The sequence below is a fragment of the Stenotrophomonas sp. STK17_22 genome (assembly GCF_051983905.1).
GTDB classification, from domain to species: Bacteria; Pseudomonadota; Gammaproteobacteria; order Xanthomonadales; family Xanthomonadaceae; genus Stenotrophomonas; species Stenotrophomonas maltophilia_A.
This window is the reverse complement of sequence record NZ_CP197010.1, coordinates 4,830,340-4,855,199: the sequence shown is the minus strand read 5'-3', so window position 1 is coordinate 4,855,199 and position 24,860 is coordinate 4,830,340. Positions and strand designations below refer to the sequence as shown.

The following is a 24,860-nucleotide window of genomic DNA, read 5'->3' as shown; positions in this document are numbered from 1 at the left end:
GTGAGTGTGCCGGGGCTGACTAACAGCTGGCTAACAGTGCCGGCTAAGGAGCTGTTAACCACGGGGCGCATTGTGGCGTTGCCGGGATGGTCCGGCCACGAACACGAACAGGAGAACCCCCATGTTGAAGTCGCTCACCCTCGCCACTGTTGCTCTGCTGGCCATCGCACCGGCCGCACAGGCTGCACCGCTGGGCATGGCCCAGGTCGAACAGACCCTGCGCAAGGCCGGCTACACCCAGATCCATGAGATCGAACGCGATGATGGCCTGTGGGAGGCTGACGTGAGCCGCGCCGATGGCCGCTTCAGCGAGGTCTACGTTGACCCCAAGACCGGCGAGATCTTCGACGAGCACAGCGGCCGCGCGCTGTTGACCACCGAGCAGGTGCTGGCACGGGCACAGGCGCATGGCCTGCGCGAGATCCATTCGCTGGAACGCGATGGTGCGACCTGGTCGCTGGAAGCCCGCAATGCCCGCAACCAGAAGGTGGACGTGCGCCTGAGCGGCTATGACGGCCGCATCCTGCACAGCGAGCGCGATGGCTGGCTGGATTGATGCAGGCTCTGGTAGATGCCGACCTTGGCCGGCACACGAGGAGAAAGCGTGTCGACCAAGGTCGACACCTACCAAGCGTACGCAGCGGTAGCGGCCGACCCTGGTCGGCCCAGGCCCGACGCGGCGCTTACCAGCCAAACGGCGGCGGGTAATCCCAGTAGCCCGGGCCGCGGCCGTAGTAGCCGCCGTACGGGCCGTAGAAGCCCGGGCCCTTGCCTTCGCTCACGTGGATGTTGACGTTGACCCCGTGGGTCTTGCCCTCATCGGTGGTGTAGTTCTTGCTCAGGTTCAGCGTGGCGGCGTTGTAGTGGCTGTTGCCACCGTTCTTGGAATAGCCGATGCCGGTGGTGAAGCTGCCGGACACTTTGACCTTGTCGTCGGTGACGTCGGCGATCTTCGCGTCGTCGTGCACGCGCGGGCCGCTCTTGTCACCGTAGTACGTGCCCGGCGGGTCCTGCTGCAGGGCCGGGTCGTTGAGGTAGCGCATCGGCGCCTGCGGCAGCGTCAGGTCCAGGCCGGCGGCCTGCGGCGCGGTGGCGCCAGCGGCGGACTGGGCCAGCACGGTTCCCGGCAGGGCCAGGCACAGCAGCAGGGTCAGGGGGCGGATCATGACGGCGCTCCAGCGGACAGGTGGCCACGCAACACGCGGCGGTACAGGCCGACGCTAGCAGGGGTTGCTTGAATGATGCCTGTCGGCGCCGGATTGGGGTAGAGCCAGGCCATGCCTGGCTGCAGGTCACAACCGCCCGAACCCGAACAGCCCTTCCAGCGCATGCCTGCGCCGCTCGATCCGGGCCCGCAGCAGCTGGGCGCCGATCATCGAATAAGTGATGCCGTTGCCGCCGTAGGCCATGGCGAAATGCACCCGTGGCCCCCACTGATCGTGCGGGCCGAAGAAAGGCAGGCCGTCGGCGGTTTCGGCGAAGGTGCCGGCCCAGGAGAAGGCGGGCACCGGATCCAGCCGCGGGAACCAGTGCTGGAGCTGTTTCATCAGCTTGTCGGCCTTGCGCTCTACGCGCCGATCGCGGCGGGCGGGAATGTCGATGGCGTCGTCCAGCCCCCCCACGAGCAGGCGGCGGTCGCCGGTGGCGCGCAGGTACAGGTACGGGCGTGCGCTCTCCCACACCATCGTGTTGCGCAGGCGGCCGAGCACGTCCGCATCGATCGGGTCGGTGATGAAGGCGTAGCTGCTGCGGTTACGTGCGACGCGCTGCTGCAGCCACGTCTGGTTGGCGTAGCCCATTGCCAGCACCACATGGCGGGCGTGAATCGTGGCGCCGCCCTCGGTGAGGGCGCTCACGCCGCGTGCGGAGGGAGTGAGCGTGTGCAGCACCGTGCGATCATGCACCTGGCCGCCGCGCCGGCGCACGCGCTGCAGCAACCCATAGGTCAGGCGATAGGGATCGACCCGCGCCGCCTGGCGCGTGAGCAGGGCACCGCCGGCGTCCACGTCGAAGCGCTTCCGCAGTGCCTCCGGGCCCAGCCAGCGGGCATCCAGGCCGATTCCGCGCCGTGCCTCACCTTCGGCCATCAGGCGCGGCACGTCGCGATGGCGGCTGGCCAGGTACAGGCTGTCCATGCGCTGGAAGTCGACATCCAGCCCGCGTGCCACATCGCCCAGTGCCGGAATCGCCTCCGCACAGGCCCGGTAAGCCAGCGCGGCGGCGTCTTGGCCATAGCGCTCGGTCAGTTCCAGCAGGTGGGTATCGATCTCGTACTGCAACAGGGCGGTGCTGGCAGCGGTGCTGCCCCAGCCGATGTCACGCTGCTCGATCACCGCCACGTCGTGGCCATGCCGGGACAGTTCGTCGGCAATCAGCGCACCGGTGATGCCGCCACCGACCACCAGTACGTCGCAGCGCAGGTCCTTTTCCAATGGCGGAAACGCCTGGATCAATCCATTGCGTACCGCCCACCAGGGGTAACCGCTCTTCAGGTCCATCGCCGTGTGCTGCTCAGGCGGTAGGACGGCCGGTATGCGGGGTCTGGATCAGTTCGGACAGATCGAAGCCCTGCAGGCGGGCGGCCGCCAGATAATGGTCCTGCACGGTAGCGTCCAGCTGCGGTTCGCGGGCCAGCAGCCACAGGTACTTGCGATCGGGGCTGCCGACCAGTGCCACGCTGTAGTCCGGCGCGACCTGGATCACCCAGTAATCGCCCTTGGCGAACGGCAACCAGCGCAGGCCCTTGGGCAGGAAGCTCACTTCCAGGCGCGCGCTGTCGTTGTCGACGGCGCAGGCCTCGCCGGTGGCTTCCTCGATCTCGCCGTCCATACGGCAGCGGTTGGTGACGCCGACGTTGCCGTTGTCGAGCAGGGTGTAGTGCGCCGACACGTCGGTGCAGCCTTCCGGTTCATGGCGCATCGGCAGGCGTGCGATCTCGTACCAGGTACCCAGGTAGCGGGGCAGCTTGAGGTCGGCAACGGTCTTCAGCGGCGGGTGCTCGGTCATCGGCAGTCGTGGCAGGGGTGGGCCTCCACGATGCCGATGGCCTTGCCATGGGCGGGTGAAGCCGGGGCGATGGCCGTGTCCAGAACGTTCCGTCGCCCCGGCGGAGCGCCCGTTGTCACCGGCGTGGCGGTATCCTGCTGCCAGCGCCGTGTTTTCCTGATCCAACCGAGGTGGAGGTGCCGATGTACCAGGTGATCCTGTTGAAGAGTGAATCCGCGTTCGCACGCGAACAGTGGCCGCAGGTCGATGACCTGGTCGACTACGAAGGCGTGGCCTACAGCCTGCGTGCCGGCCCGCGCCAGCCGCTGCCGACCGACCACGACTGGCACCCGGTGGCGGTATATGCGCCCGATGAGATTACCGAGGAAGAGTTCCAGGACTGGTACGCGCTGCAGCAGCCGGCCGTGGAAGAGCTGCGGCTGAAGTACTGATGCTCGACGTTGCCAGGGCCGCCCATACGCCCTTGACCGCCTCTGCCGTATAGTCGCGCGCAGGCGCGGTGGTCCGCGCGAACCGGTGTGGCTGGCTTGTCTTCTTTCCTGCGATCGATCCGTGCACGGGGCCCTTGGCTGGCCCTGCTGCTGTGCAGCGCCTTCCTGCTGTCCGCGCCGGTGCTGGCGCAGGATGATGCGCCCACGCCGAAGCAGCAGCTGGCAGGTATCGATGCGAAGCTGAAGGAGGTCGACCGCAAGCGTGGTGATGCGGCCGCCATCGAGACGCTGGCGATGCTGTCCGAGAATGCCTCGCAGGTACGGCGTGACGCCGAGGCGCTGGAAAAGGAGTTGCAGCCACAGCTCGTCCGCCTCGACGAACAGCTGGCGCAGTTGGGCACGCCTGCCGAGGGCACCACCGAGCCGCCCGAACTGGCGGCGCAACGGCGCAGCATCAACAAACAACGCGACGGACTGGCCGCGTCGGTAGCGCAGGCCAAGACCAGTGCCGTGCGCGCCCAGCAGCTGGCGACCGACATCGACCAGCAGCGCGCCGCGCAACGTACCGAAGAACTGGGGCAGAAGGTTGCCTCGCCGTTGTCGCCCGCGCTGTGGAGCAAGGTTGCCGAACGCCTGCCGATCGATATCGCACGCGTCGCGCCGTTGGCCGAGCAGGGGCGCGATACCTTCGTCGCCGGCATCCGGGCCAATGGCTGGGGCACGCCGTTGCTGGGCCTGGTGGCCGCGCTGGTGATGATGTTCCCGCTGCGGCTGTGGCTGCGCAGGCTGGGGCGGCGCTTTGCGGAGTCCGAGCGCGCGCCGGACGGTCGCCTGCGCCGGTCCGGCCTGGCCATGTGGCTGCTGCTGGTGGGCACGCTGCTGCCTGGCTATGCGGTGGTTGTGCTGATGGCAGCGCTTGATGCGATCGATGCCATCGCGCCGCGCCTGCAGGTGGTGGCCGACGGGCTGGAGACCGCAACGTTCCGCGCTGCGTTCATTGCGGCACTCAGCGCCTGCATGCTGGTTCCCAAGCGGCCGTCGTGGCGGTTGCTGAATCTGGATGACACCGCCGCGCTCAAGCTGCGCAAGTACGCGTGGGGCGCGGCGGCGCTTGCCTGGCTGAGCACGGTGCTGGTGGCCCTCGATCAGGCCACGCGTACCAGCGACGTCACCACGGTGGCGTTGGATGGCCTGATTGCGCTGACCTATCTCGGCCTGATCATGGCCATGCTGGTGACGCTGGCGCGCCTGCATCGCCGGCAGACCGCCGAGGCCGAGGCCAAGCTGGAGGCGCAGGCGGATGGCGTGGGCGCGGCCACACCGGTGCGCCGCAGCAGCTGGCTGGTATTGGCACGCGTGGCGGGCAACGTCGCGGTAGTAGCGGCCATCATCGCCACCCTGCTGGGCTACCTGAACTTCGCCAAGTTCGTGAACCAGCAGCTGATCGGCGGCAGCATCGTGGTGCTGGCGGCGACCCTGCTGTTCAAATTCGTCGATGACCTGAGCACGTGGATGCTCAACGCCGACAGCAAAGTGGGCCAGACCATCCTGCTCAGTACCGGCCTGAGCGTGTCGCGGCTGGAGCAGGCCGGCGTGCTGCTGTCGGCGGTTCTGCGTACCGTGGTCGTGCTGCTCACGCTGCTTGCCCTGGTGGCGCCGTTCGGCAACATCGGCGCAGTAGTGGAGCGATTCACTTCACTGTTCACGACCGGATTCGATATCGGTGGCACCAAGCTGGCACCGGCGGGGATCGTGATGGCAGTACTGGCGCTGCTGGCCGGCCTGGCGATCACCCAGCTGGTGCAGCGCTGGCTGACCGACACCTATCTGCCCAAGACCGAACTGGACCTGGGCGCACGCAATTCGGTCAGTACGGTTGCCCGCTACGTCGGCATCATCATCGCGGTGATCTGGGCGTTGAGCGCGATGGGCCTGCAGCTGAGCAAACTGGCACTGCTGGTCAGCGCGCTGTCGGTGGGTATTGGTTTCGGCCTGCAGGTGATCACACAGAACTTCGTCTCCGGCCTGATCCTGCTGGCCGAGCGTCCGGTGAAGATCGGCGACTGGGTGAAGCTGGGCGACCAGGAGGGCGACATCCGCCGCATCAGCCTGCGTTCGACCGAGATCCAGGTAGGCGACAAGTCGACGTTGATCGTGCCCAACTCCGAGTTGGTCACCAAGACCGTGCGCAACATGACGATGGGCAACAACCAGGGTCGCATCCAGATCCAGTTCGCGGTGCCGCCCAGCACCGATGTCGGCAGCCTGCGTCAGGCGCTGCTGGATGCGTACACCGCGCACACCAACGTGCTGAAGCAGCCGGCCCCGACGGTCTACATCGACAGCATTGCCGGTGGCCAGATCACCATCAACAGCTTCGCGTACGTGGCCAGCCCGCGGCAGGTGTATGCCACCCGCAGCGATCTGTACTTCAGCCTGCTGCAGATCCTGGCGGAGCGGAACATTCCGCTGTCGACCCCGACCGACATCCACATCACCCGCGATCCGCAGGAGTAGGGGGTTCTTTGCAGGGCTGCGCCCTGCACCCGCTACGAGCCGGAGCAAAGGCAACAGCAACAGCGTGCATTCCGTGGGATGGCGGGGCGATGTCGGAGTGTGGGGGCGCCGTAAATCCGTCCATGGAGGCTTGGCAGCCGCATCCATGCGGCTGACACCCCGCACTCCGACACCGCCCCACCTCTGACAGATTCCTGCGGCTGTCGGTAGGTGTCGACCTTGGTCGACACGTCTGTCGGATATCGAAATCAATCTGGGGTCAGATCCGTTTTCCTCCGGAAAACGGATCTGACCCCATCGGCATGTCCAACAGACCGCAGCTAACTGTCGAAGGCGGAGTGGGTCCGGTTGCGGGGGCGTGAGCCGCATGGGTCGGGCGCATGCGCCCGACGGGTTGGGCAGGACGCCCAACCCCGGTCTTGCCGTGTGCGCAGGACAGCGCACACGAGCAAGCGGCGACCGAGCTTACATGGGTGAGGGCGCTTTGCTTGCGAAGCATTGCTTCGCAAGCGCCCGAACGCACAGCCGCCAGCGGCTGGGCCGGGCCCCGGAGGGGGACTTGCAGCGTCCCCCGCAACCGGATCCACCTCGCCATCCCACGGAATGCCCGCTGTTGTTGTTGCTTCTGAGGTTGCCGGCCAGCGGCCGGCACTACCACGGGTGCAGGGCGCAGCCCTGCAAAGAACCCTATCCTCGCGGTCGGCTGCGGGATGGCACCAGTGCGAATGTGTCCACCGCCAGCTTCTCGGCGTGGTTCAACCACGCACGGATCTCCAGATCATCCACTTCGTGGTCCAGACCGAAGGACACGTTGATCTTGCCGTTGGCATCGGGCTGCACCCACTGCTGCGCCAGTACCACCTTGCGCTGCGAGGACACCGCCTCGATCCAGAAGCCGCGATCCGGGCGCGTGCTCGCCACCAGCTGCAGCATGTACTGGCCGGCACGGGTACGGCGGCCCTTCTGCGTAATCATGTGCGCCTGGCGCACGCTCGGGCGCGGGCCCTGGAACGCGTCCAGCGGTGCATCCACGGCGATGCCGCCACGCAGGTCGTTGTCGCGGTACAGCTTGATGCCGTTGTCGCGGTTGACCAGCAGGGCGCACCAGTCACCGTCGGCCGAGCCGTCCTCGAACGCGGTGCAGCGGTCGACGTAGGCCAGGGTGTTGTCCGGGTTGGCATCGTCGAACTGGCGTGAGGTGTTTTCCAGGTACACGGACTTCAGACTCCAGTCCTTGTCGTACTCCAGCAACACCGGTGGCTGCACGTGCTGCAGGCCGACCACCACCTGGTCATCGCCGTCGATCTTCAGCTCGCGGGTCGGTTCGCCCAGCCACAGTGAACGCGCGAAGGCCAGGTACTGCGGATAGTCACGGCCGCCGTCGCGCTGGGTGGCCACGCTGGCGCTGGGCGCGCGCTGGGCATCGATCAGCGAACGGCCGAAGCCCATCGTCTTCAGGTTCGGGTCCAGCAGGCTGAGCAGGGTCGCACCCGAATCCAGGGTGGTGCCGGCATCGGCGCTGAGCTGCTGCGGGGCAATGCCATCCCCCAGGAACAGCAGCAGGTTCTCGCGCTTCTGCCGGGTCAGAATGTGGGTCAGATCGTTGGGCATCGCCAGGTGGTCGGAGGCGATCACGATCAGCGTGTCCTTGCCGTACGGGCTGGCCTGGATGCGTTGCACCAGCTGCGAAATCAGCCGGTCGCTGCACTTGAGCGCGTTGAGCATGTTGATGTTGCCGTACTGGCTCTGGTAGCGCTCGCCCTTGCACGACACCGGCAGGTGGCCCGCTGGATGGTGGGTATCCATGGTCAGCGTGGTCAGCATGAACGGTGAGCCGGCGCGCGAGAGCTGTTCAAAGCGCTGGTAGGCGGTGTCCAGCAGCACGTCGTCGTGCACGCCCCAGGCCGAGTAGTGGATGCGACCGATCTTCTTCTGCTGCTTGAACCACGCCAGGTCGTGCACTTCGTCGAAGCCGTGGCTGGCCAGGAACTGGCCCTTGCCGGCGAACTGGCCGTTGGCGCCACCCAGGTAATGGTTGGTGTAGCCCTGCTGCTTCAGGTAATCGCCCAGGCACACGGCCTTGGGCAGGAAGCTGCCCATGCGGTCCATGCTGTTCTCATCGCCCTGCGAGGTGGTCAGCGGCACGCCGCACATCGACGACACCAGGCCAGCGATGGTCCAGCCGCTGCCCTCGGCCGAGGCCAGGTTGCGCACGTCCAGTGACTCGGACGCCAGGCGGTTGAGGTTGGGCATCAGGCCGGGGAAAACGCTCTCGTCCAGGTAGGTGCGTTCCAGGCTCTCGCCGTAGATCCAGACGATGTTGCGCGGGCGCTGCAGCGGCTGCGTGGGCACCTGGTACTCGGGGGCGATGCGTGCGAAGTCGACGGGGCGCAATTGCTGGTACAGGCGTTGGCCGTCGCGGGCCAGCGGGCTGATGATGATCGTGGCCACCCATACTGCAGCGAAGCCGGCGAACCAGGCGCCGCCGTGGCCGGGCCGGCGCCAGCGCTTCACCCGTGTGGCGAACAGCGGCAGCAGCGAGACCAGCGCCAGCACGATGAAGCCGGCGATGTAGCCCTTGAAATCGGAAACCCCGGCGCCTTCCATGTCGGCGCCGAGGTGGTACAGGGTGGCGGCATTGAGCCCATCACCGGACAGCTTGTCGATCAACCACCACGTGCTGAGCATGAGCAGCAGCAGCGAGAACGCACCAGCCTTCCACCACACCCACTTGTCGGACGCGAGGAACAACCAGCACAGCAGCAACAACGACAGCAGCAGTATCCAGAGCATAGGCAGCTTCGGCAGTGACGGGGTGGTGGTGATGGACGTCGTACCGACGCGTGTCCATCCGACCGACGCTGCCACAAGCACATGCATATGACAGGCCGATGACCCGATAGTGCATGCACGAACCTGACTGAAATGTTTGTTGAAATAACACGCGCGCAATTGCGCTCAGAAGGTAAAACGAGCGTGAAGGGCTTCGTTGGATTACATTAAAAACCGCATGAATACGGCGGTTTTCGCTGATGCGCTAGCGATGCCCGCGTTCTTCGCGTGCCCGCGCACGACGGTCGAACAGCAATGCACTGGTCACGATGCCAAGGCCGAGCACCACGCCGATGAACAGCAGAATCAGCGCAATGAGCGGGTAGCCGAACAGGTGCCAGCCGGTGTCGATCTTCATCATCATCGCCGCAGCCATGATCAATGCGGCACTGATGATGCCGGCCGCCACGCGGTTGGCGATCTTCTGCAGGTTCTCCATCAATCGCGATTCTTCCAGCCCGGTCACCTTCATCTGCAGGCGGTTCTCGGCCAGCAGCGCCATGATGTCCGACAGCTTGCGCGGCCCATCGCGCAGCAGCTGCTGCAGCTCCATCGCCTCGCTGGCGATGTTGGCGGCAGACAGCGATTTCTTCAGGCGCGCACGCATCACGTGCTGCAGCTGGCGCTCGACGATGCGGCGGGTTTCCAGCTCGGGTGCCAGCAGCCGGCACACGGTTTCCAGGTTGAGCAGGGCTTTGCCCAGCAGGCTCAGTTCCGGCGGGGTGCGCAGGCCGCAGGCGGTAGCGATGCGCACCATGTCCAGCACCACGCGGCCTTCGGAGAAGCTGCCACTGGCCGCATAGCGTGCGATCAGCTGGCCGGTCTCGCGCAGGTAGCGTTCTTCGTCGAACGCCTCCAGCCGCGTGCTGATGCTGATCAGGTCGTCGGCCACTTCTTCGCCGCGGCCATCGACGGCAGCGAACAGGATCTTCAGCAGCCGCTCGCGCAGGCGTGGCGGCATGTGCGCGACCATGCCCAGGTCGAAGATCGCCAGCCGGCCATCGGGCATCACCCGCAGATTGCCCGGGTGTGGATCCGCATGGATCTCGCCGTGCACGAAGATCTGGTCCAGGTAGCCGCGTATCAGCGCCGCCGCCAGCGGGTCCATCGACTGCTCGGTGCGGCGCACATCGGGAATCGCATCCACGCGCACGCCGGTGGCCAGTTCCATGGTCAGCACGCGCTGGCTGCTGTAATCCCACAGCGGCTGTGGAATCCACAGGCGCCGGAATGGCTTCAGGTGCCGGCCGAAACGGGCCAGGTTCTCGGCCTCGGCGTGGTAGTCCAGCTCCTGCATCAGGGTCTTGGCGAACTCGTTGAGCCAGTCGCGCAGGCGCACGCGACGGCCCACCTGGGTCAGGTGGTCGGCGGCCAGCGCGAAGCTGCGCAGTGCCTCCAGGTCCGAGCGCAGCTGCGCGGCGACCTCGGGTTTCTGCACCTTCACCGCCACCTGGCGGCCATCGTGCAGCACCGCGCGATGCACCTGCGCGATCGAGGCACAGCCCAATGGCTCGGGATCGAACGCGGCGAACAGCTTGTTCACCGGCGCGCCCAGCTCCTGTTCGACGATGGCATGGATGCGCTCGACCGGAATCTCGGCCACCTTTTCCTGCATGCGCTCCAGCGCCGTGGCGAACTCCACCGGCACCATGTCCGGGCGGGTGGACAGCATCTGGCCCAGCTTGACGAAGGTCGGCCCCAAGGCCTCCAGGTCGCTGACGAACTGTTCCGGGTTGCCATCGGCGGGCACGTCGGCCTGGTTGCTGGCGACGTCCAGGTTCATGCCCGAGAACACGCCCGAATGGCGGTAGCGCATCAGCAGGCGCAGGATCTGGCTGCGCCGGTTCATGCCTTTGACCAGCGGGGGATTGCCATTGGCGGTGGGCGGATTGCTCAAGCGGAACTCCCATGCGGCAAGGACGGTAGTGCCGGGCGCTGGCCGGCAATGTCCGGATTCGGCAGTGTCGCCGGGGGGAGGTGGGCATGCGGTGAACCCCGCGGCTATCGCAGAGACCGGCGGATCGGTCAGAATCGGCGCATTCCCTCTCTTGGACGCCCCATGGCCGGTGCCAGCCTGTTCGCCCTGCTCGACGATATCGCCTCCCTGCTCGACGATGTCTCGGTGCTGACCAAGGTCGCCGCGAAGAAGACCGCCGGTGTGCTGGGCGACGATCTGGCGCTGAACGCGCAGCAGGTCACCGGGGTCAACGCCAACCGCGAGCTGCCAGTGGTGTGGGCGGTGGCCAAGGGCTCGCTGGTCAACAAGGTGATCCTGGTGCCGGCGGCCCTGGCGATCAGTGCGTTGGAAGCCTGGCTGCGCAGCCGCGGCTGGAACGTGCCGCTGATCGTGCCGCTGATGATGATCGGCGGTGCCTTCCTGTGCTTCGAAGGCGTGGAGAAGCTGGCGCATCGCTTCCTGCATTCGGCTGACGACGATGCCGAGCATCAGGCCGAGCGGCGCAAGGCGCTGGCCGATACCCAGGTGGACATGGTGGCGTGGGAGAAGGACAAGGTAAAAGGCGCGATCCGTACCGACTTCATCCTTTCGGCCGAGATCATCGTGCTCACCCTGGGCGTGGTCGCCACTGCGTCGTTCACCAACCAGATCCTCACGCTGAGCGTGGTCGCACTGGCGATGACCGTTTTCGTCTACGGACTGGTGGCGGGCATCGTCAAGCTCGATGACGTTGGGCTGTACCTTTCGCGCAAGGGCGGTGCCATTGCCGCCTTCGGTCGAGGTCTGGTGGCGTCGGCGCCGTGGCTGATGAAGTTCCTGTCGGTGGCTGGCACCATCGCCATGTTCCTGGTCGGCGGCGGCATCCTGGTGCACAACGTGCCGGCGCTGCACCACGCGGTGCAGGCGCTGGGCGGCGAAGGGCAGTGGGGCTGGCTGATCAGTGCTGCGGCCAACATGGTGGTCGGCATCATTGCCGGCGCCATCGTGCTGGCGGCGGTGACCGGGTTCCAGAAGCTGCGCGGGAAGTAGGCGCCGGCCCATTGCCCGGTAGAGGCCGACCTCGGTCGGCGCATTGTTTCCGCGTGTGCCAACCAAGGTTGGCACCTACCGAAGCGCTGTCCTTGGCGTTGGTAGAGGCCGACCTTGGTCGGCGCTTTGTTTCCGCGTGTGCCAACCAAGGTTGGCACCTACCAAAGCGCTGTCCCTTGCGTTGGTAGAGGCCGACCTTGGTCGGCGCTTTGCCCCGGCGTGTGCCAACCAAGGTTGGCACCTACCAAAGCGCTGTCCTTTGCGTTGGTAGAGGCCGACCTTGGTCGGCGCTTTGTTCCGGCGTGTGCCAACCAAGGTTGGCACCTACCAAAGCGCTGTCCCTTGCGTTGGTAGAGGCCGACCTTGGTCGGCGCTTTGTTCCGGCGTGAGCCAACCAAGGTTGGCACCTACCGAAGCGATGTCCTTGGCGTTGGTAGAGGCCGACCTTGGTCGGCGCATTGTTCCGGCGTGAGCCAACCAAGGTTGGCACCTACCGAAGCGCTGTCCTTGGCGTTGGTAGAGGCCGACTTTGGTCGGCGCTTTGTTCCGGCGTGTGCCAACCAAGGTTGGCACCTACCAAAGCGCTGTCCCTTGCGTTGGTAGAGGCCGACCTTGGTCGGCGCTTTGTTTCTGCTCGTGCCAACCAAGGTTGGCACCTACTGAAGCGGTTTGCGGTGGGCCGGACGATCAACCCGCCTGCACCCGGTTCTTGCCCTGCCGCTTGGCCGCATACAGCGCGTCATCGGCGCGCCGCAGCAGGGTCTCGGTATCGTCGCCGGGCTGCCACTGCGCCAGCCCGGCGCTGAAATGCACCGGCACGCGCTGGTCCTGCACGGTCAGCACGCGGTGTGCCAGTGAACGCTGCAGGCGCTGCACGGTGGCCATGCTGTCGGCGCCATGGGTCTCCGGCAGCACCAGCACGAACTCGTCGCCACCCAGCCGCGCGATGCCATCGGTGGCGCGCAGCAGCAGCTTGCAGACGGCCACCAGGTGCTGCAGCAGTGCATCGCCACCGGCATGGCCATGTGCATCATTGGTCTGGTGGAAATCATCCAGATCGATCATCGCCACGCCCAACGGCGAGTTGTTGCGCGCGGCGCGCGCCAGCTCGCGCTGCAGCAGTTCGTCCAGGCCACGGCGGTTCAGCGCCTGGGTCAGTGGATCGATGCGCGCCAGGTCACCGGCGGCGCGCAGTTCCTGCTCCAGCTCGGCAATGCGTTGCTCTGCACGTTCCACTTCCTGCCGCGCGTTGGCCAGGTGATCGCGGGCCTGCGCGGCCTGCTGCTGCACCTTGCCGGTGTCGCGCATCACGTCCTGCAGCAACTGGTTGAGGTCGGCGATGCTACGCGCCTCGCGCAGCTGCAGTGCGTAGCTGCCGATGCGGTCGTGGTATTCGCCGGTGCTGGTGGCCATGCCATCCATGCGCTCGATGAACTCGCCCATCAACCCGCGCATCGCCGCCTTCGAATCGTCGATGCCCTGGCGCAGCAGGCCCTGCTTGTAGATCACTTCGCGCAGTTCGGCGCGGGTGCGCTCGACCGCCTCAGCTTCCAACGGCCCGTCCAGCAGCTGGCGTACTGCGGCGATCTGGCCCTGCAGCCAGCTGCGGTCATCCAGCAGCTCGCTCACGTTCTCCAGCAGCAGCGCGAACAGCTCAAGCAGCAGCGCCTGCTGCTCCTGCCAGCTCTCGGCACGCACGCCGACCTGGTGGCCGAGTTCGCGCACGCCCTGTTCGATCGGTTCCAGTGCCGTGCCCGGTTGCCACTGGCGCAGGCGCGTGGCCAATGCCTGTGCCTGCTCGCGCAGGTCCGGATCGTGCTGCAGCAGGGCCACCACCGCGCCGCCCAGCAGCAGGCGCAGCTGCTCGGACAGGCGCAGGCTTTCCGGCTGCCCGTCCGGCGAATGCTGTTCGATGGTGCGGATGTACTTGTCGATCAGCTGCCGCATTGCGCGCCCATAGCGCGGCCAATCGGCGCTGGCCTGCGCCGACTGCAGGCGGTCGCCCATGTCGCCCAGTTCGCCGGGCAGGGTGGCCATGCCATTGGCGAACGCGGCCAGCAGCGGCTCCGGTGCGTCGGCCCCGGCGAACAGCTGCTGCAGGGCCACGCCACCGCCACCCTGCAGCACCACGCGGTCGCCCAGCCCATCGTCCACCACCGCGCGCACGCGTGCCGGCGGCCCAAGGGCGGTACCGGGGGCAGGGCGGTGGTCGGGCTGGTCCGTCATGGAGCAAATCCTGGGGCTGGCAGGGACTGGTTCCAGCATATCGGCGCGGCCGCCGACGGCTTGAACGGCTAGGATGGGCGACAGGATGCCGCAGTGGAGGTGGTGATGCGCGTGATGTTGCTGGGGGCGACCGGGCTGGTCGGTGGGCTGACCCTGCGCAGGCTGCTGGACGACCCGCGCTGCAGCGCCGTGATCGCTCCGGCCCGCCGCCCGTTGGGCGTGACCCACCGGAAGCTGGCGAACCCGGTGCTGGCCTTCGATGCGCTGCCCGCCGTGCCTGGGTGGGCGCGCGTGGATGCGGTCATCTGCGCGCTGGGCAGCACCATCGCCCAGGCCGGCAGCCGCGAGGCTTTCCATCGCATCGACCATGATTACCCGTTGGCGTTCGCCCGCCTGGCACAGGCACAGGGTGCGCAGACCTATGCGCTGAATTCCGCGGCCGGCGCCAACCCGCAGTCGTCGATCTTCTACAGTCGGGTGAAGGGCGAGCTGGAGCGTGACCTGCGTGCGCTGGCCTTCGCTTCGCTGACGCTGGTACGCCCGGGGTTGATCGGGGGCGAGCGCAACGAGGTGCGTCGTGGCGAGCGCCTGGCGCTGATGGTGTTGGGTGCTTTGGGGCCGCTGTTGCCACGGGCGTGGCGGATCAACCCGGCGAGCGAGATCGCCAAGGCACTGGTCGAGTCCGCGCTGGCCCCGCAGCCGGGTGAGCACGTGGTGGCATCGAGCGCACTGGTCGGCTGATGTCGCGTGCGCTGCGCCTGACCCAGTTGCTGCAGCTGCTGCGCCGCCATCGGCGGCCGGTGGCCGGGCAGACGCTGGCCGAAGCGCTGGGCATCAGCCTGCGCACGTTGTACCGCGATATCGAGACCCTGCGTGAGCAGGGCGCTGACCTGCGTGGCGAGGCCGGCGTTGGCTACCAGCTGGCGCCGAGCGACACCCTGCCACCGATGACCCTGCCACCGGCCGAGATCGACGCGCTGGTGCTGGGCCTGCGCTGGGTTGCGGCCCGTACCGAACCCGCGTTGGCCGAAGCCGCACGCGATGCCCTGGCGCGTATCGCGCATGTGTTGCCCGCAGCGCGGCGCGAGGCCTTGCGTGACAGTGGCCTGCGGGTGGGCCCTTCGCGTGCGGCGGCCAAGGTTCCCCCGGCTCGTCTGCAGGCCGTGCGAGAGGCTGTCGGTTCACAGCAGCGCCTGAAGTTCGGCTACGAGGACGCGCACGGCCAGCGCAGCGAGCGCATCGTCTGGCCGTTCGCGCTGGGCTACTTCGATGAGGTGCCGATGCTGGCGGCGTGGTGCGAGCGCCGCGAGGATTTCCGCCATTTCCGTCTGGACCGCATCCGCCAGGCGCGTGTGCTGGAGGATCACTACCTCGTGCCACGCGCCACCCTGCTGCGACGCTGGCAGAAGGCGCAGGGCATCGCGCCGGACTGGCTGGATCGTTCGTAGCGTCGAGCGTGCTCGACCGCTTCCGCGCTTTGCTTCCGGCTGCTGGGGAGGGGGCCTTCGCTCTTTGCTCCTGGTAGGGGTCGAGCTTGCTCGACCGCCTTTGATCTTCGCGAACAGCAGTCGAGCAAGCTCGACCTCTACCAGGGCAAGGGCAACAGCAGTCGAGCAAGCTCGACATCTACCAGGGCTGGGGCAACAGCAGTCGATCACGCTCGACGCTACTGACAGAATCTGTCAGCAGGGCCGTACCACCATGAGCGCTCCCAACAACGGAGCTTCCCCATGTTCACGCCCAGCACCCTGCTGCAGTACGTGCGCGACGTCGCCGCCAGCGCCACCTTCTACAGCGGCATTCTCGGCAGACCGCCGATCGAGCAGTCGCCCGGTTTCGCCCTGTTCCTGCTCGGCGATGGCGCCGCACTGGGCCTGTGGCAACGCGACGACGTGCAGCCGCCTGTGTCCGCACAGGCCGGTGCCGCCGAACTGGCGATGGTGGTCGCCAACCCGGAGACCGTGCAGCAGATGCACGATGCGTGGCGCGGGCTCGGCGTGCAGATTCTGCAGGCACCGGTGACGCTGGAGTTCGGCCATACCTTTGTCGGGGCAGACCCGGATGGACACCGTCTGCGTGTCTACAGCCGCGCCGAAGGCATGGTCGCGCGGAACTGATCAAGGGAGGGGGCCGGCACTTGCTGGCTCCTGGACCTACCCTTGCTTCTGCGCTGCTTCGATGACGATTGAGAATGTCTCGTCGTCTTCCGAATCCCGCTCAATGGCCAGCTGGGCCAGCTCTCCGACCACATCGCGGCCGGGATTGCACCGCCTGAGTTCCTTGATGAACTGCCGTATCTGACGGGGCGTCAGTTCACAACCTGGATAATCAAACAGATTGAGCGCGGCATCTGAAGAACGGTCCAGCAGTTCAGGTGCGAGGATGGAATAGGCTTTGATGTAGCGGGAGAACGGAATATCCGACAGGAAGTTGTCCGTTGCAGTCATGATCGACGCATCATGTGGTGGGTCGCGAAGAAATTCCCTCATGACTGCCAGGACGACTTCTACTGACGGTGGTTTCGTCAGTGGCCTGTAGAAGTGGTCGGCGTATGCACAGCAGCCTTCGTGGGTGACTGCAGCATCCGATAACGTTGCCAGCGTTGAGATCCAGACGTCAGCGTCCAGCGGCGTAGCCGGTTCAGCGTCTCCTTGTTGATCGGTCTTGGGGATGACCGCCCGGACGAGGGGTTCACCGTTGCGCCATGACTGTAAACGTGAATCGATAATCGCGTACACCTGCTCCTGTTTGTCCCACATGGCTTCCGGCGAAGGCATGTCGCTTTGCGGAAAAAGGGAGAAGAAATCCGAGGGGTAGGGTGCGCGGAAGCAGAAGTAGTCCAGGGTGAACTCCAGCAATTCCGGGTCGAACGCAGATCCGGGAATCTCGTCCTGGAAAGCAGCTTTGATGCATGCCAAGGCATCCGCCAGTGAGGGGGCGGCTGCCACCGTAGACCCTACCGATGCGTCAAGGAGCGCGCGATTTCGAGCGAGCCAGCGCAGGAAGATGATGTCGAGAACCCAATTCCTGTCCGTGGGATCCTCATCCCTCGTCAGCAGTAATAAGAACGGGGAGGCACGGAAAATATCATCGCCCGCCTTCAGGATTTCTTCGATTGTGGGTGCTTTCTCCAGCATGGGAACTCGACGTCTCAAGAGAAGCTCAATGCTATCGAGCTGCTCTGGGGAATCCATGCAACTATTCTCAAAGTGCTCTCTTGCGCTCTCGACCGATCGACGGAGAGCCCTGTAGATCCACGCCATGCGTGGATGGGGCGCGACGGAGCGGGCACAAAAAAACGCCGGGCAGTGCCCGGCGTTTCTCCAATTCATGTGCCAACCAAGGTTGGCACCCACCAGTCAGCTTCATGTGCCAACCAAGGTTGGCACCCACCCGATCAGCTGGCCAGCGCCAGGTCATCCATCATCGCGCGCAGGAAGCGGGCCGCTTCACCACCGGTGGCCGCGCGGTGGTCGAAGGTGACCGACAGCGGGATCACCTTGTGCGCTTCCACGCCGCCCATCACCGGGGTCATCTGGTGGCGGGCACGGCCGGCACCAACGATGGCCACACACGGCGGCACCACGACCGGGGTCGCGTAGCGGCCGGCGAACATGCCGAAGTTGGACAGCGAGATGGTGTAGCCGCTCAGTTCCGAGGCGGCGATCGAACGCGATTCCACCTGCTCGCGCAGGCGGTTGACGCCTTCGCGGATGCCGCGTGCATCGAGCATGTCGGCATTGCGCAGGGCCGGCACGAACAGGCCGTCGTCGGTGTCCACGGCGATGCCGATGTCCACCTGCGCGTGCAGGGTGCGGGTCAGCGCTTCACCGTCGAACCAGGCGTTCATCGCCGGCACCTTCTGCGCGGCGACCACGATCGAGCGCACCAGGCGTGCGGTGACGTCGTTGCCCGGCAGCCAGGCGTGGATGTCGGCGTCGTCGTTCAGCGTGGTCGGCACGACCTTGCTGTGCGCATCGGCCATCACGCGCGCCATGTTGCGGCGCACGCCCTTCAGCGGTTCCGGCTGGCCCTTGGCGACCACGCCCGGCGGCTGGGTGCGCATCGGCTTGCCCGCGGCGGACAGCGGGGTGCGCGCTTCGCTCTGCACCGGGGCAGACACCTGCGCCGGGGCCGGCGCGGCATAGGCAGCAGCGGCCGGCGCCGGAGCGGCACCGATCTTGGCGCTGCCATCCGCAGCTGCCTGCTTGACGTCGGCCATGGTCACCGCGCCATCGGCGCCAGTGGCGCGTACGCGGGACAGGTCCACGCCCAGCTTGCGCGCGGTGGCACGCACGGCCGGTACGGCCTTGACGCCACCGACGGCCAGCGCCTGTTCGGCGTGCACGGCGTTGGAGCTCTGCATCGCGCCGACCACGGTACCGGCGTCATCACGTTCGGCGGCGGCGGGCTTGGCCGCTTCGGCGGCCACCGGTGCGGCAGCGGCCGGCAGCGGCGGCGGGGTCGGTGCTGCGGCAGGTGCGGCATGGCCGTGGCTGTGGCCGGTGTCCTGGCCATCGGCGCGCTGCGGCAGGTTCGGGTCCAGTTCGAAGCTGGCCAGCACCGAGCCGGTCGGGATGATGTCGCCAGCAGCGCCTGACAGCTTCAGCACCTTGCCGGAGAAGGGCGAGGGCACTTCGACGACGGCCTTGGCGGTCTCCATCGACACCAGCGGCTCGTCCAGCTTGATCACATCGCCTTCCTTGACGAACCACTCGACGATGGTCGCGTCCGGCAGGCCTTCGCCCAGGTCGGGCAGGTTGAAGTTCTTGGTCTGGCTCATTTGCAGTTCTCTTCCAGCAGTTCCAGTTCGCGGGCCGGCAGCCAACCCGTCGCGCCATTGGCGCGCTCGGACCACCACCACCCGCCGTGTTCGTGATGAAGCTTCACCATCTCGCCGCTTTCCACATCCAGCTCGCGGGCGTCGTAGTCGCACAGCGCTTCGGCGCGACCCTCGTCCAGCAGCTGCAACCAGGCGATGGGCGCCCATCCAGCGCGCCCATCGTTGGTGCGTACCCAGGCAAACGCCGGCCATTCCTCGTCACGGACACCTACTTCGACGATCTGGCCGGTGTGGAACCGGAGCGGGTTGGGATACTGGCTGCGGTAAGCCCCCAGAAGGCGGGCCCGCATGTCAGCCGGCCGCCACCGCGCGCTTGGCCGCAGCCACGATCCGCTCAACGCTCGGCAGGTACTTCATTTCCAGGCGGAACAGCGGAATGTGGGTGTCGTAGCCAGTGACGCGCTCGACCGGGGCCAGCAGGTCGTAGATCGATTCCTCGGCCAGGCGCGCAGCGATTTCGGCGCCGAAGCCCGCGGTCTTGGGGGCCTCCTGCACGATCACGCAGCGGCCGGTCTTGGCCACCGATTCGGCGATGGTGGCGAAGTCCAGCGGACGCAGCGTGGCCACGTCGATGACTTCGGCACTGATGCCTTCACCGGCCAGCTTGTCGGCCGCTTCCAGCGCTTCCTTCACCTGCGCGCCCCAGGTCACCAGGGTCACGTCGGTGCCGTCGCGCAGCACGAAGCAGACGTCCAGCGGCAAGGCCTCGCCGTCGTTGACGACCACTTCCTTGTACTGGCGGTAGATGCGCTTGGGCTCCATGTAGATCACCGGATCCGGCTCGCGGATCGCGGCCAGCAGCAGGCCGTAGGCGCGCTGCGGCGACGACGGCAGCACCACGCGCAGGCCCGGCACGTTGGTGAAGATCGCCTCGTTGGCTTCGCTGTGATGTTCCGGCGCGCGGATGCCACCGCCCCACGGCACGCGCAGCACCATCGGGCAGTGCAGGCGGCCACGCGTGCGGTAACGCAGGCGTGCGGCGTGGCAGACGATATGGTCGACCATCGGGTACATGAAACCGTCGAACTGGGCCTCGGCCACCGGCTTCATGCCCTGCGCGGCCAGGCCGATGGTCAGGCCGGCGATGGTGGTTTCATCCAGCGGGGTGTCGAGGATGCGTTCGGAGCCGAAGCGCTGCTGCAGGCCGGCGGTGGCGCGGAACACGCCGCCGTTGACGCCCACGTCCTCGCCCAGCACCAGCACCGACGGGTCGTGTTCCAGCTCCCAGGCCAGCGCCTGGGTGATGGCTTCGATGAGGGTGATCGGGGTGGTGGTCATGCTCTCTTCTCCGCGCGCGACCGCAGCGCTGTCGGCGGCGTTGGTGTGCGCGCCGGGCGCGCCGTTCTTGATCTCATCCATGGCGCTTCTCCAGGGCGATCGCCTGGGCACGCTGGGCCAGCAGGTCCGGCGGCGGATCGGCATACAGGAAGTCGAACATTGCCTCGACCGGCTGCACCGGCGTGTTGAGGTACAGGTTCACTTCCTCGTCCACGCGCGTGCCGCACTCGGCGACCCAGGCGGTCTCTTCGTCTTCGCTCCACACACCGGCGTTGATCAGGTACTTGCGCAGGCGCAGCATCGGCTCGCGCTGCCAGGCATCCTTCACTTCGGCGTCGTCGCGGTAGCGGCGCGCGTCATCGGCGGTGGTGTGGTCGGACAGGCGGTAGGTCATCAGTTCCAGCACGGTGCCGCCGTTGCCGGCCAGCGCACGTTCGCGCGCCTGCTCCATGGCCGCCAGCACCGCGATCAGGTCATTGCCGTCCACCTGCAGGCAGTGCAGGCCGCCGGCCAGGCCCTTCTGCGCCAGCGTTTCGGCACCGGTCTGGGCCGAACGCGGAACCGAGATGGCCCAACCGTTGTTGACGATGCACAGGATCAGCGGGAGCTTGTAGGCGCCGGCCGAATTCAGTGCTGCGTAGAAGTCGGTCTTGGAGCTGCCACCGTCGCCGCACACGGCCACCGCGATCTGCGGTTCCTTGTTGAGCTTGAACTTCAGCGCGGCGCCTGCGGCATGCAGGCACTGGGTGGAGATCGGCACGCAGAACGGGAAGTCCTTGGCCGCGTTGCCGCCGTAATCGTTGCCGCGTTCGTCGCCGCCCCAGTACATCAGCACGTCGTGCGGGCGCACGCCACGCATGAACATCGCGCCATACTCGCGGTACGAAGGCGCGAACACGTCGTCCTTCTGCATCGCCGCGCCGATACCCACGTGCGCGGCTTCGTGGCCCAGGCAGGCGGCATAGGTGCCGAGCTTGCCGGTGCGCTGCAGTGCGATGGATTTGCTGTCGAACGTACGTACGAACAGCATCTGCTTGAACAGCGGTACCAGGACCTTGGGGTCGCGCAGCGACGCGGGCAGGTCATCGCGGACGAGCTTGCCGTCCGTATCCAGATACTGCAGGTATTCGATCTTGAATTCAGCGGCAACCGTCATTGCGTACTGCACCTTCGACAGAGAAGTTACAAATGATATGAATCGCCATGTTAAGGAACGCGTACGGAATAGCCTTCCTGCGCCGCAACACGGCGATTCCCCGTTTTACCCCTGCCGGCGGGTGGGGGGCCAATAACAACAACGTATTCAGTCGTTGCTGCAAAGCATCAGAATACGCCTCTGGCTGACCGCCAGTACAACGGCGCGGACGGTTCCACGCGCAGCCCCGGCATCAGCCGATGCTCCACGACCAACCGCACGCCCCGGTATGGACCCGGCGGCTGCCAGCGCGGCGGCAACGCGCTACCCTTGCCGCCCCCGATCTGGTCCCGCCCATGTCCGTCGACAACAACCAACGCGATCTCGAAGCCGGCATCCACACCGACCTGCAGGGACGCCTGACCTATGGCGGCTACCTGCGGCTGGACCAGCTGCTCAGCGCGCAGCAGCCGCTGTCCAACCCGCCGCACCACGACGAGATGCTCTTCATCATCCAGCACCAGACCTCGGAGCTGTGGCTGAAGCTGCTGGGCCATGAGCTGCGTGCCGCAATCGGCTTCCTGCAGCGCGATGAAGTCTGGCAGTGCCGCAAGGTGCTGGCGCGCAGCAAGCAGGTGCTGCGCCAGCTGACCGAGCAGTGGTCGGTGCTGGAAACGCTGACCCCGTCCGAGTACATGGGCTTCCGCGACGTGCTGGGCCCGTCGTCGGGCTTCCAGTCGCTGCAGTACCGCTACATCGAGTTCCTGCTGGGCAACAAGAACGCGCAGATGCTGCAGGTGTTCGAGCACGACCCGGCCGGCCAGGCGCAGCTGCGCACCGTGCTGGAGGCGCCCAGCCTGTACGAGGAATTCCTGAAATACCTGGCCCGCTTCGGCCACGCCGTCCCGGCGGTGTACGAGGCCCACGACTGGACCCAGCCGCATGTGGCCGATGACGCACTGCAGCCGGTCTTCGAACGCATCTACCAGGACACCGATCGCTACTGGCGCGAGTATTCGCTGTGCGAGGACCTGGTGGACCTGGAGACCGCGTTCCAGCTGTGGCGATTCCGACACATGCGCACCGTGATGCGGGTGATCGGCTTCAAGCGCGGCACGGGCGGCTCGTCCGGCGTGGGCTTCCTGGCCAAGGCGCTGGAACTGACCTTCTTCCCCGAACTGTTCCAGGTGCGGACCAGCCTGCAGGCCGGGCCCCCGGCAGAACAGGGCTGATCCGTATTCAGCTTGGATCCCGGCCGGCGGCTGGATCGTTTCAGATGCAAGTTCAGGGAGCAGGCTGGCACCTGCCTCAAACGGCGTGTATTTGACGTGAACGCCAGAAGTCGGTGATCCTCGCGCGTTGCTCCAACTGCACATCGGACGTGCTCGTCATCCACCGAACCAGGAAATCCGCATGAGCGTAAACGCCACTGCGAACACCCCAGAGCCGGCGCTGCCGGACTTCAAGACCACGCTGGGCCACCCGCGCCCGTTGTGGATGCTGTTCATGACCGAGTTCTGGGAGCGCTTTGCGTTCTACGGCATCCGCTGGGCCTTGGTGCTGTACATCGTCGCCCAGTTCTACAACGGCAGCGCTGCCGGTGAAGGCGACGCCAGCCGCATCTACGGCGCCTATCTGGCCCTGGTGTATGCCGCAGCGATCTTCGGTGGCTACGTGGCCGACCGGGTACTGGGTTACCAGCGATCGATCCTGACCGGCGCGATCATCATGGCCGCCGGCCTGTTCATGATCTCGCTGCCGCAGGAGCACATCTTCAAGCTCGGCCTGGCCACGATCATCGTCGGCAACGGCCTGTTCAAGCCCAACATCTCGACCATGGTCGGCAAGCTGTACGGGCTGAAGGACGAGCGCCGCGATTCGGGCTTCACCATCTTCTACATGGGCATCAACATCGGCGCGATGATCGCCCCGGTGCTGACCGAGTACCTGGCCCGCAAGGTGTTCGGTACCGACGCGATGCCGTCCTACAAGGTCGTGTTCATCGCCTCGGGCGTGGGCATGCTGATCTCGCTGGTGTGGTTCTACATCGGTCGTGCCGGCCTGAAGGGCATCGGTGCACCGCCGGCCGGCGCTGAAGGTTTCGGCCGCATCATCATGGTGCTGGCCGGTGCCGTGGTCGCCATCCCGGTCGCGTACTTCCTGCTGGCCACCGGCGCCACCGCGCTGGCCTGGATCCTGGGTGCGATGTTCACCGCGCTGGCCGTCCTGCTGCTGGTCGAGGGCATCCGCGAAGGCAAGGTGCAGCGCGACCGCGTGATCGCCATGCTGATCATCTTCGCCTTCAACGTGATGTTCTGGATGTTCTTCGAACAGGCCGGCAGCTCGTTCACCTTCCTGGCCGAGAACATCGTCAACCGCCAGTTCGGTGACTGGACCTTCCCGACCGCGTGGTTCCAGTCGGTCAACTCGGTGGCGATCATCACCCTGGCCCCGGTGATCGCCTGGATCTGGGTGGCCATGGGCCGCGCCAATCCGTCCATCCCGCGCAAGTTCGGCCTGGGCCTGCTGTTCAACGGCGCCGCCTTCGCGCTGCTGATGTTCGCCCTGTCGCAGATGGTCGTGGACGGCAAGATCCCGTTCTGGACCCTGTTCATGGTCTACGTCATCCAGTCGGTGGGTGAGCTGTGCCTGTCGCCGATCGGCCTGTCGATGGTGACCAAGCTGGCCCCGGTGCGCCTGGTCGGCTTCGGCATGGGCGGCTGGTTCCTGTCCACCGGCATCGGCAACAACCTGTCGGGCATCTTCGCTGGCGTGGTCAGTGGTGAAGGCGGCATGACGGTCGAGTCGGCCCTGAAGGGGTATACCTTCGGGTTCTGGGCCCTGATCGGCTCCGGCGTGGTGCTGTTCCTGATCGCCCCGCTGATCAACAAGCTGATGCACGGCGTCAAGTAATGATGAGAGGGTAGAAGGCATGCGCAGCAAGCTCGGTGGTGCAATGGTGGTGGTCTGTGCGGCGCTGATCGGCGCCTGTTCCCAACCGCAACCGCCTGCCGCCGCCGAGCCCACGCAGCCTCTGGATACCCGGCCCACCGAGCCACCGGTCGCTGACCCCAGCGAACCGGTGGCCTCGGGCAACACCCCGGTGGCGGCGGACATCGCCGCCATCGCAGGGCTCGGCGCGCAGTTCGACCCGGCCCGCAACCCCGCCGATGACCTGGCCACCGCCAAGGTGGAAGCCCAGCGGGGCAAGAAGCGCATCCTGCTGGAGGTCGGCAACGCCGCCTGCGAGCGCTGCCGCGCGCTGGACGATGTGGTGGAAGGCAACGGCGACCTGCGTCGCTTCCGCGATGCCCACTACGTGTGGGTGAAGGTCAACGCCAGCGACGAGCAGCCCAACACCGCCTTCTTCGCCCAGTTCCCGGTGATGGAGCGCGACTACCCATACCTGCTGGTACTCGATGCCGATGGCGGACTGCTGGTGTCGCAGGCGACCGGCGAGCTGCGCAAGGGCGAAGTCTTCCAGCCCGCGCGGGTGACCGCGTTCCTCAAGCAGTGGGCACCTGACAAACCGGAATAGGGGTAGTGCCGGCCGCTGGCCGGCAGGGGTGGGCCGACCGCTGACCGCGATCCCCGGTGGGTGCCGAC

20 protein-coding genes and 1 pseudogene are annotated in these 24,860 nt (G+C 66.5%); 10 read left to right on the top strand and 11 right to left on the bottom strand.

The window, feature by feature from the left end; genetic code table 11:
• Positions 1–121 precede the first annotated feature (121 nt).
• Positions 122–556 carry a PepSY domain-containing protein gene (locus tag ACSYS9_RS22605; RefSeq protein WP_032127132.1) on the top strand — a complete coding sequence of 145 codons (435 nt, stop codon included), beginning with the start codon at positions 122–124 and terminating at the stop codon, positions 554–556.
• Between the two features lie 127 nt (positions 557–683).
• Here the strand turns inward: ACSYS9_RS22605 and ACSYS9_RS22600 are convergent, their stop codons facing one another.
• From ACSYS9_RS22600 to ACSYS9_RS22590, 3 genes are all read right to left on the bottom strand, one after another.
• Positions 684–1,166, bottom strand: coding sequence for a hypothetical protein (locus ACSYS9_RS22600; RefSeq protein WP_049400799.1), 483 nt, complete (start codon positions 1,164–1,166; stop codon positions 684–686).
• A gap of 126 nt (positions 1,167–1,292) precedes the next feature.
• Entirely contained in the window at positions 1,293–2,498 is a 1,206-nt protein-coding gene (locus tag ACSYS9_RS22595) for an NAD(P)/FAD-dependent oxidoreductase (RefSeq protein ID WP_071227683.1), read from the bottom strand.
• A 13-nt stretch (positions 2,499–2,511) separates the two neighbouring features.
• Entirely contained in the window at positions 2,512–3,006 is a 495-nt protein-coding gene (locus ACSYS9_RS22590; protein ID WP_071227682.1) for a lipocalin family protein, read from the bottom strand.
• Positions 3,007–3,188: 182 nt separating this feature from the next.
• Here ACSYS9_RS22590 and ACSYS9_RS22585 point away from each other — a divergent pair, with 182 nt between their 5' ends.
• Positions 3,189–3,437, top strand: coding sequence for a hypothetical protein (locus tag ACSYS9_RS22585; RefSeq protein WP_049422925.1), 249 nt, complete (start codon positions 3,189–3,191; stop codon positions 3,435–3,437).
• 87 nt (positions 3,438–3,524) lie between these two features.
• The gene (locus ACSYS9_RS22580) at positions 3,525–5,954 is read left to right on the top strand and encodes a DUF3772 domain-containing protein (protein ID WP_071227681.1); all 2,430 of its coding nucleotides are present in this window, start codon (positions 3,525–3,527) and stop codon (positions 5,952–5,954) included.
• 687 nt (positions 5,955–6,641) lie between these two features.
• Here ACSYS9_RS22580 and ACSYS9_RS22575 read toward each other — a convergent pair.
• Positions 6,642–8,747 carry a phosphoglycerol transferase I gene (locus ACSYS9_RS22575; RefSeq protein ID WP_071227719.1) on the bottom strand — a complete coding sequence of 702 codons (2,106 nt, stop codon included), beginning with the start codon at positions 8,745–8,747 and terminating at the stop codon, positions 6,642–6,644.
• A 244-nt stretch (positions 8,748–8,991) separates the two neighbouring features.
• Positions 8,992–10,638 (bottom strand): annotated as a pseudogene (locus tag ACSYS9_RS22570) (ABC1 kinase family protein); the annotation flags it as partial.
• 207 nt (positions 10,639–10,845) lie between these two features.
• Between ACSYS9_RS22570 and ACSYS9_RS22565 the strand changes: the two are divergent.
• Complete coding sequence (locus tag ACSYS9_RS22565) at positions 10,846–11,772, top strand: DUF808 domain-containing protein (protein ID WP_071227679.1); 927 nt, start codon at positions 10,846–10,848, stop codon at positions 11,770–11,772.
• A gap of 687 nt (positions 11,773–12,459) precedes the next feature.
• Here the strand turns inward: ACSYS9_RS22565 and ACSYS9_RS22560 are convergent.
• Complete coding sequence (locus tag ACSYS9_RS22560) at positions 12,460–13,998, bottom strand: GGDEF domain-containing protein (protein WP_071227678.1); 1,539 nt, start codon at positions 13,996–13,998, stop codon at positions 12,460–12,462.
• A gap of 105 nt (positions 13,999–14,103) precedes the next feature.
• On the opposite strand from ACSYS9_RS22560, the gene ACSYS9_RS22555 reads away from it, so the two are divergent.
• The 3 genes from ACSYS9_RS22555 (at position 14,104) to ACSYS9_RS22545 (ending at position 16,115) form a co-directional block, all read left to right on the top strand.
• Entirely contained in the window at positions 14,104–14,739 is a 636-nt protein-coding gene (locus tag ACSYS9_RS22555; RefSeq protein ID WP_071227718.1) for an NAD-dependent dehydratase, read from the top strand.
• Positions 14,739–15,446 (top strand): helix-turn-helix transcriptional regulator, encoded by a 708-nt coding sequence (locus ACSYS9_RS22550; RefSeq protein WP_059035658.1) that lies wholly within the window; start codon positions 14,739–14,741, stop codon positions 15,444–15,446. Before ACSYS9_RS22555 ends, ACSYS9_RS22550 begins: the two co-directional genes overlap by 1 nt.
• Positions 15,447–15,728: 282 nt before the next feature.
• Entirely contained in the window at positions 15,729–16,115 is a 387-nt protein-coding gene (locus ACSYS9_RS22545) for a VOC family protein (RefSeq protein ID WP_071227677.1), read from the top strand.
• A gap of 36 nt (positions 16,116–16,151) precedes the next feature.
• Here the strand turns inward: ACSYS9_RS22545 and ACSYS9_RS22540 are convergent, their stop codons facing one another.
• From ACSYS9_RS22540 to pdhA, 5 genes are all read right to left on the bottom strand, one after another.
• Positions 16,152–17,192: a hypothetical protein gene (locus ACSYS9_RS22540; RefSeq protein WP_256200891.1), complete on the bottom strand. Its 1,041-nt coding sequence runs from the start codon at positions 17,190–17,192 to the stop codon at positions 16,152–16,154.
• A gap of 203 nt (positions 17,193–17,395) precedes the next feature.
• Entirely contained in the window at positions 17,396–18,781 is a 1,386-nt protein-coding gene (locus ACSYS9_RS22535; RefSeq protein ID WP_032127143.1) for a dihydrolipoamide acetyltransferase family protein, read from the bottom strand.
• Positions 18,778–19,131 (bottom strand): SH3 domain-containing protein, encoded by a 354-nt coding sequence (locus ACSYS9_RS22530; RefSeq protein WP_005411349.1) that lies wholly within the window; start codon positions 19,129–19,131, stop codon positions 18,778–18,780. Before ACSYS9_RS22530 ends, ACSYS9_RS22535 begins: the two co-directional genes overlap by 4 nt.
• Before the next feature lies 1 nt (position 19,132).
• Positions 19,133–20,200, bottom strand: a complete 1,068-nt coding sequence (locus tag ACSYS9_RS22525; protein WP_019338598.1) for an alpha-ketoacid dehydrogenase subunit beta — start codon at positions 20,198–20,200, stop codon at positions 19,133–19,135.
• Positions 20,193–21,275 (bottom strand): pyruvate dehydrogenase (acetyl-transferring) E1 component subunit alpha, encoded by a 1,083-nt coding sequence (gene pdhA, locus ACSYS9_RS22520; protein ID WP_043034275.1) that lies wholly within the window; start codon positions 21,273–21,275, stop codon positions 20,193–20,195. Before pdhA ends, ACSYS9_RS22525 begins: the two co-directional genes overlap by 8 nt.
• A gap of 335 nt (positions 21,276–21,610) precedes the next feature.
• Here pdhA and ACSYS9_RS22515 point away from each other — a divergent pair, with 335 nt between their 5' ends.
• The 3 genes from ACSYS9_RS22515 (at position 21,611) to ACSYS9_RS22505 (ending at position 24,792) form a co-directional block, all read left to right on the top strand.
• Positions 21,611–22,486, top strand: coding sequence for a tryptophan 2,3-dioxygenase (locus ACSYS9_RS22515; protein WP_071227676.1), 876 nt, complete (start codon positions 21,611–21,613; stop codon positions 22,484–22,486).
• 181 nt (positions 22,487–22,667) lie between these two features.
• Entirely contained in the window at positions 22,668–24,167 is a 1,500-nt protein-coding gene (locus ACSYS9_RS22510; RefSeq protein ID WP_005411345.1) for a peptide MFS transporter, read from the top strand.
• Positions 24,168–24,186: 19 nt separating this feature from the next.
• On the top strand, positions 24,187–24,792 hold the full coding sequence (locus ACSYS9_RS22505; RefSeq protein ID WP_071227675.1) for a thioredoxin family protein: 606 nt from the start codon (positions 24,187–24,189) through the stop codon (positions 24,790–24,792).
• Positions 24,793–24,860 lie beyond the last annotated feature (68 nt).

What these genes read in the sequence shown, in the direction of transcription:
- ACSYS9_RS22605 (WP_032127132.1), top strand. Translation starts at nt 122, where the DNA reads ATGTTGAAGTCGCTCACCCTCGCCACTGTTGCTCTGCTGGCCATCGCA.
- ACSYS9_RS22600 (WP_049400799.1), bottom strand. Translation starts at nt 1,166, where the DNA reads ATGATCCGCCCCCTGACCCTGCTGCTGTGCCTGGCCCTGCCGGGAACC.
- ACSYS9_RS22595 (WP_071227683.1), bottom strand. Translation starts at nt 2,498, where the DNA reads ATGGACCTGAAGAGCGGTTACCCCTGGTGGGCGGTACGCAATGGATTG.
- ACSYS9_RS22590 (WP_071227682.1), bottom strand. Translation starts at nt 3,006, where the DNA reads ATGACCGAGCACCCGCCGCTGAAGACCGTTGCCGACCTCAAGCTGCCC.
- ACSYS9_RS22585 (WP_049422925.1), top strand. Translation starts at nt 3,189, where the DNA reads ATGTACCAGGTGATCCTGTTGAAGAGTGAATCCGCGTTCGCACGCGAA.
- ACSYS9_RS22575 (WP_071227719.1), bottom strand. Translation starts at nt 8,747, where the DNA reads ATGCTCTGGATACTGCTGCTGTCGTTGTTGCTGCTGTGCTGGTTGTTC.
- ACSYS9_RS22565 (WP_071227679.1), top strand. Translation starts at nt 10,846, where the DNA reads ATGGCCGGTGCCAGCCTGTTCGCCCTGCTCGACGATATCGCCTCCCTG.
- ACSYS9_RS22560 (WP_071227678.1), bottom strand. Translation starts at nt 13,998, where the DNA reads ATGACGGACCAGCCCGACCACCGCCCTGCCCCCGGTACCGCCCTTGGG.
- ACSYS9_RS22555 (WP_071227718.1), top strand. Translation starts at nt 14,104, where the DNA reads ATGCGCGTGATGTTGCTGGGGGCGACCGGGCTGGTCGGTGGGCTGACC.
- ACSYS9_RS22550 (WP_059035658.1), top strand. Translation starts at nt 14,739, where the DNA reads ATGTCGCGTGCGCTGCGCCTGACCCAGTTGCTGCAGCTGCTGCGCCGC.
- ACSYS9_RS22545 (WP_071227677.1), top strand. Translation starts at nt 15,729, where the DNA reads ATGTTCACGCCCAGCACCCTGCTGCAGTACGTGCGCGACGTCGCCGCC.
- ACSYS9_RS22540 (WP_256200891.1), bottom strand. Translation starts at nt 17,192, where the DNA reads ATGGATTCCCCAGAGCAGCTCGATAGCATTGAGCTTCTCTTGAGACGT.
- ACSYS9_RS22535 (WP_032127143.1), bottom strand. Translation starts at nt 18,781, where the DNA reads ATGAGCCAGACCAAGAACTTCAACCTGCCCGACCTGGGCGAAGGCCTG.
- ACSYS9_RS22530 (WP_005411349.1), bottom strand. Translation starts at nt 19,131, where the DNA reads ATGCGGGCCCGCCTTCTGGGGGCTTACCGCAGCCAGTATCCCAACCCG.
- ACSYS9_RS22525 (WP_019338598.1), bottom strand. Translation starts at nt 20,200, where the DNA reads ATGGATGAGATCAAGAACGGCGCGCCCGGCGCGCACACCAACGCCGCC.
- pdhA (WP_043034275.1), bottom strand. Translation starts at nt 21,275, where the DNA reads ATGACGGTTGCCGCTGAATTCAAGATCGAATACCTGCAGTATCTGGAT.
- ACSYS9_RS22515 (WP_071227676.1), top strand. Translation starts at nt 21,611, where the DNA reads ATGTCCGTCGACAACAACCAACGCGATCTCGAAGCCGGCATCCACACC.
- ACSYS9_RS22510 (WP_005411345.1), top strand. Translation starts at nt 22,668, where the DNA reads ATGAGCGTAAACGCCACTGCGAACACCCCAGAGCCGGCGCTGCCGGAC.
- ACSYS9_RS22505 (WP_071227675.1), top strand. Translation starts at nt 24,187, where the DNA reads ATGCGCAGCAAGCTCGGTGGTGCAATGGTGGTGGTCTGTGCGGCGCTG.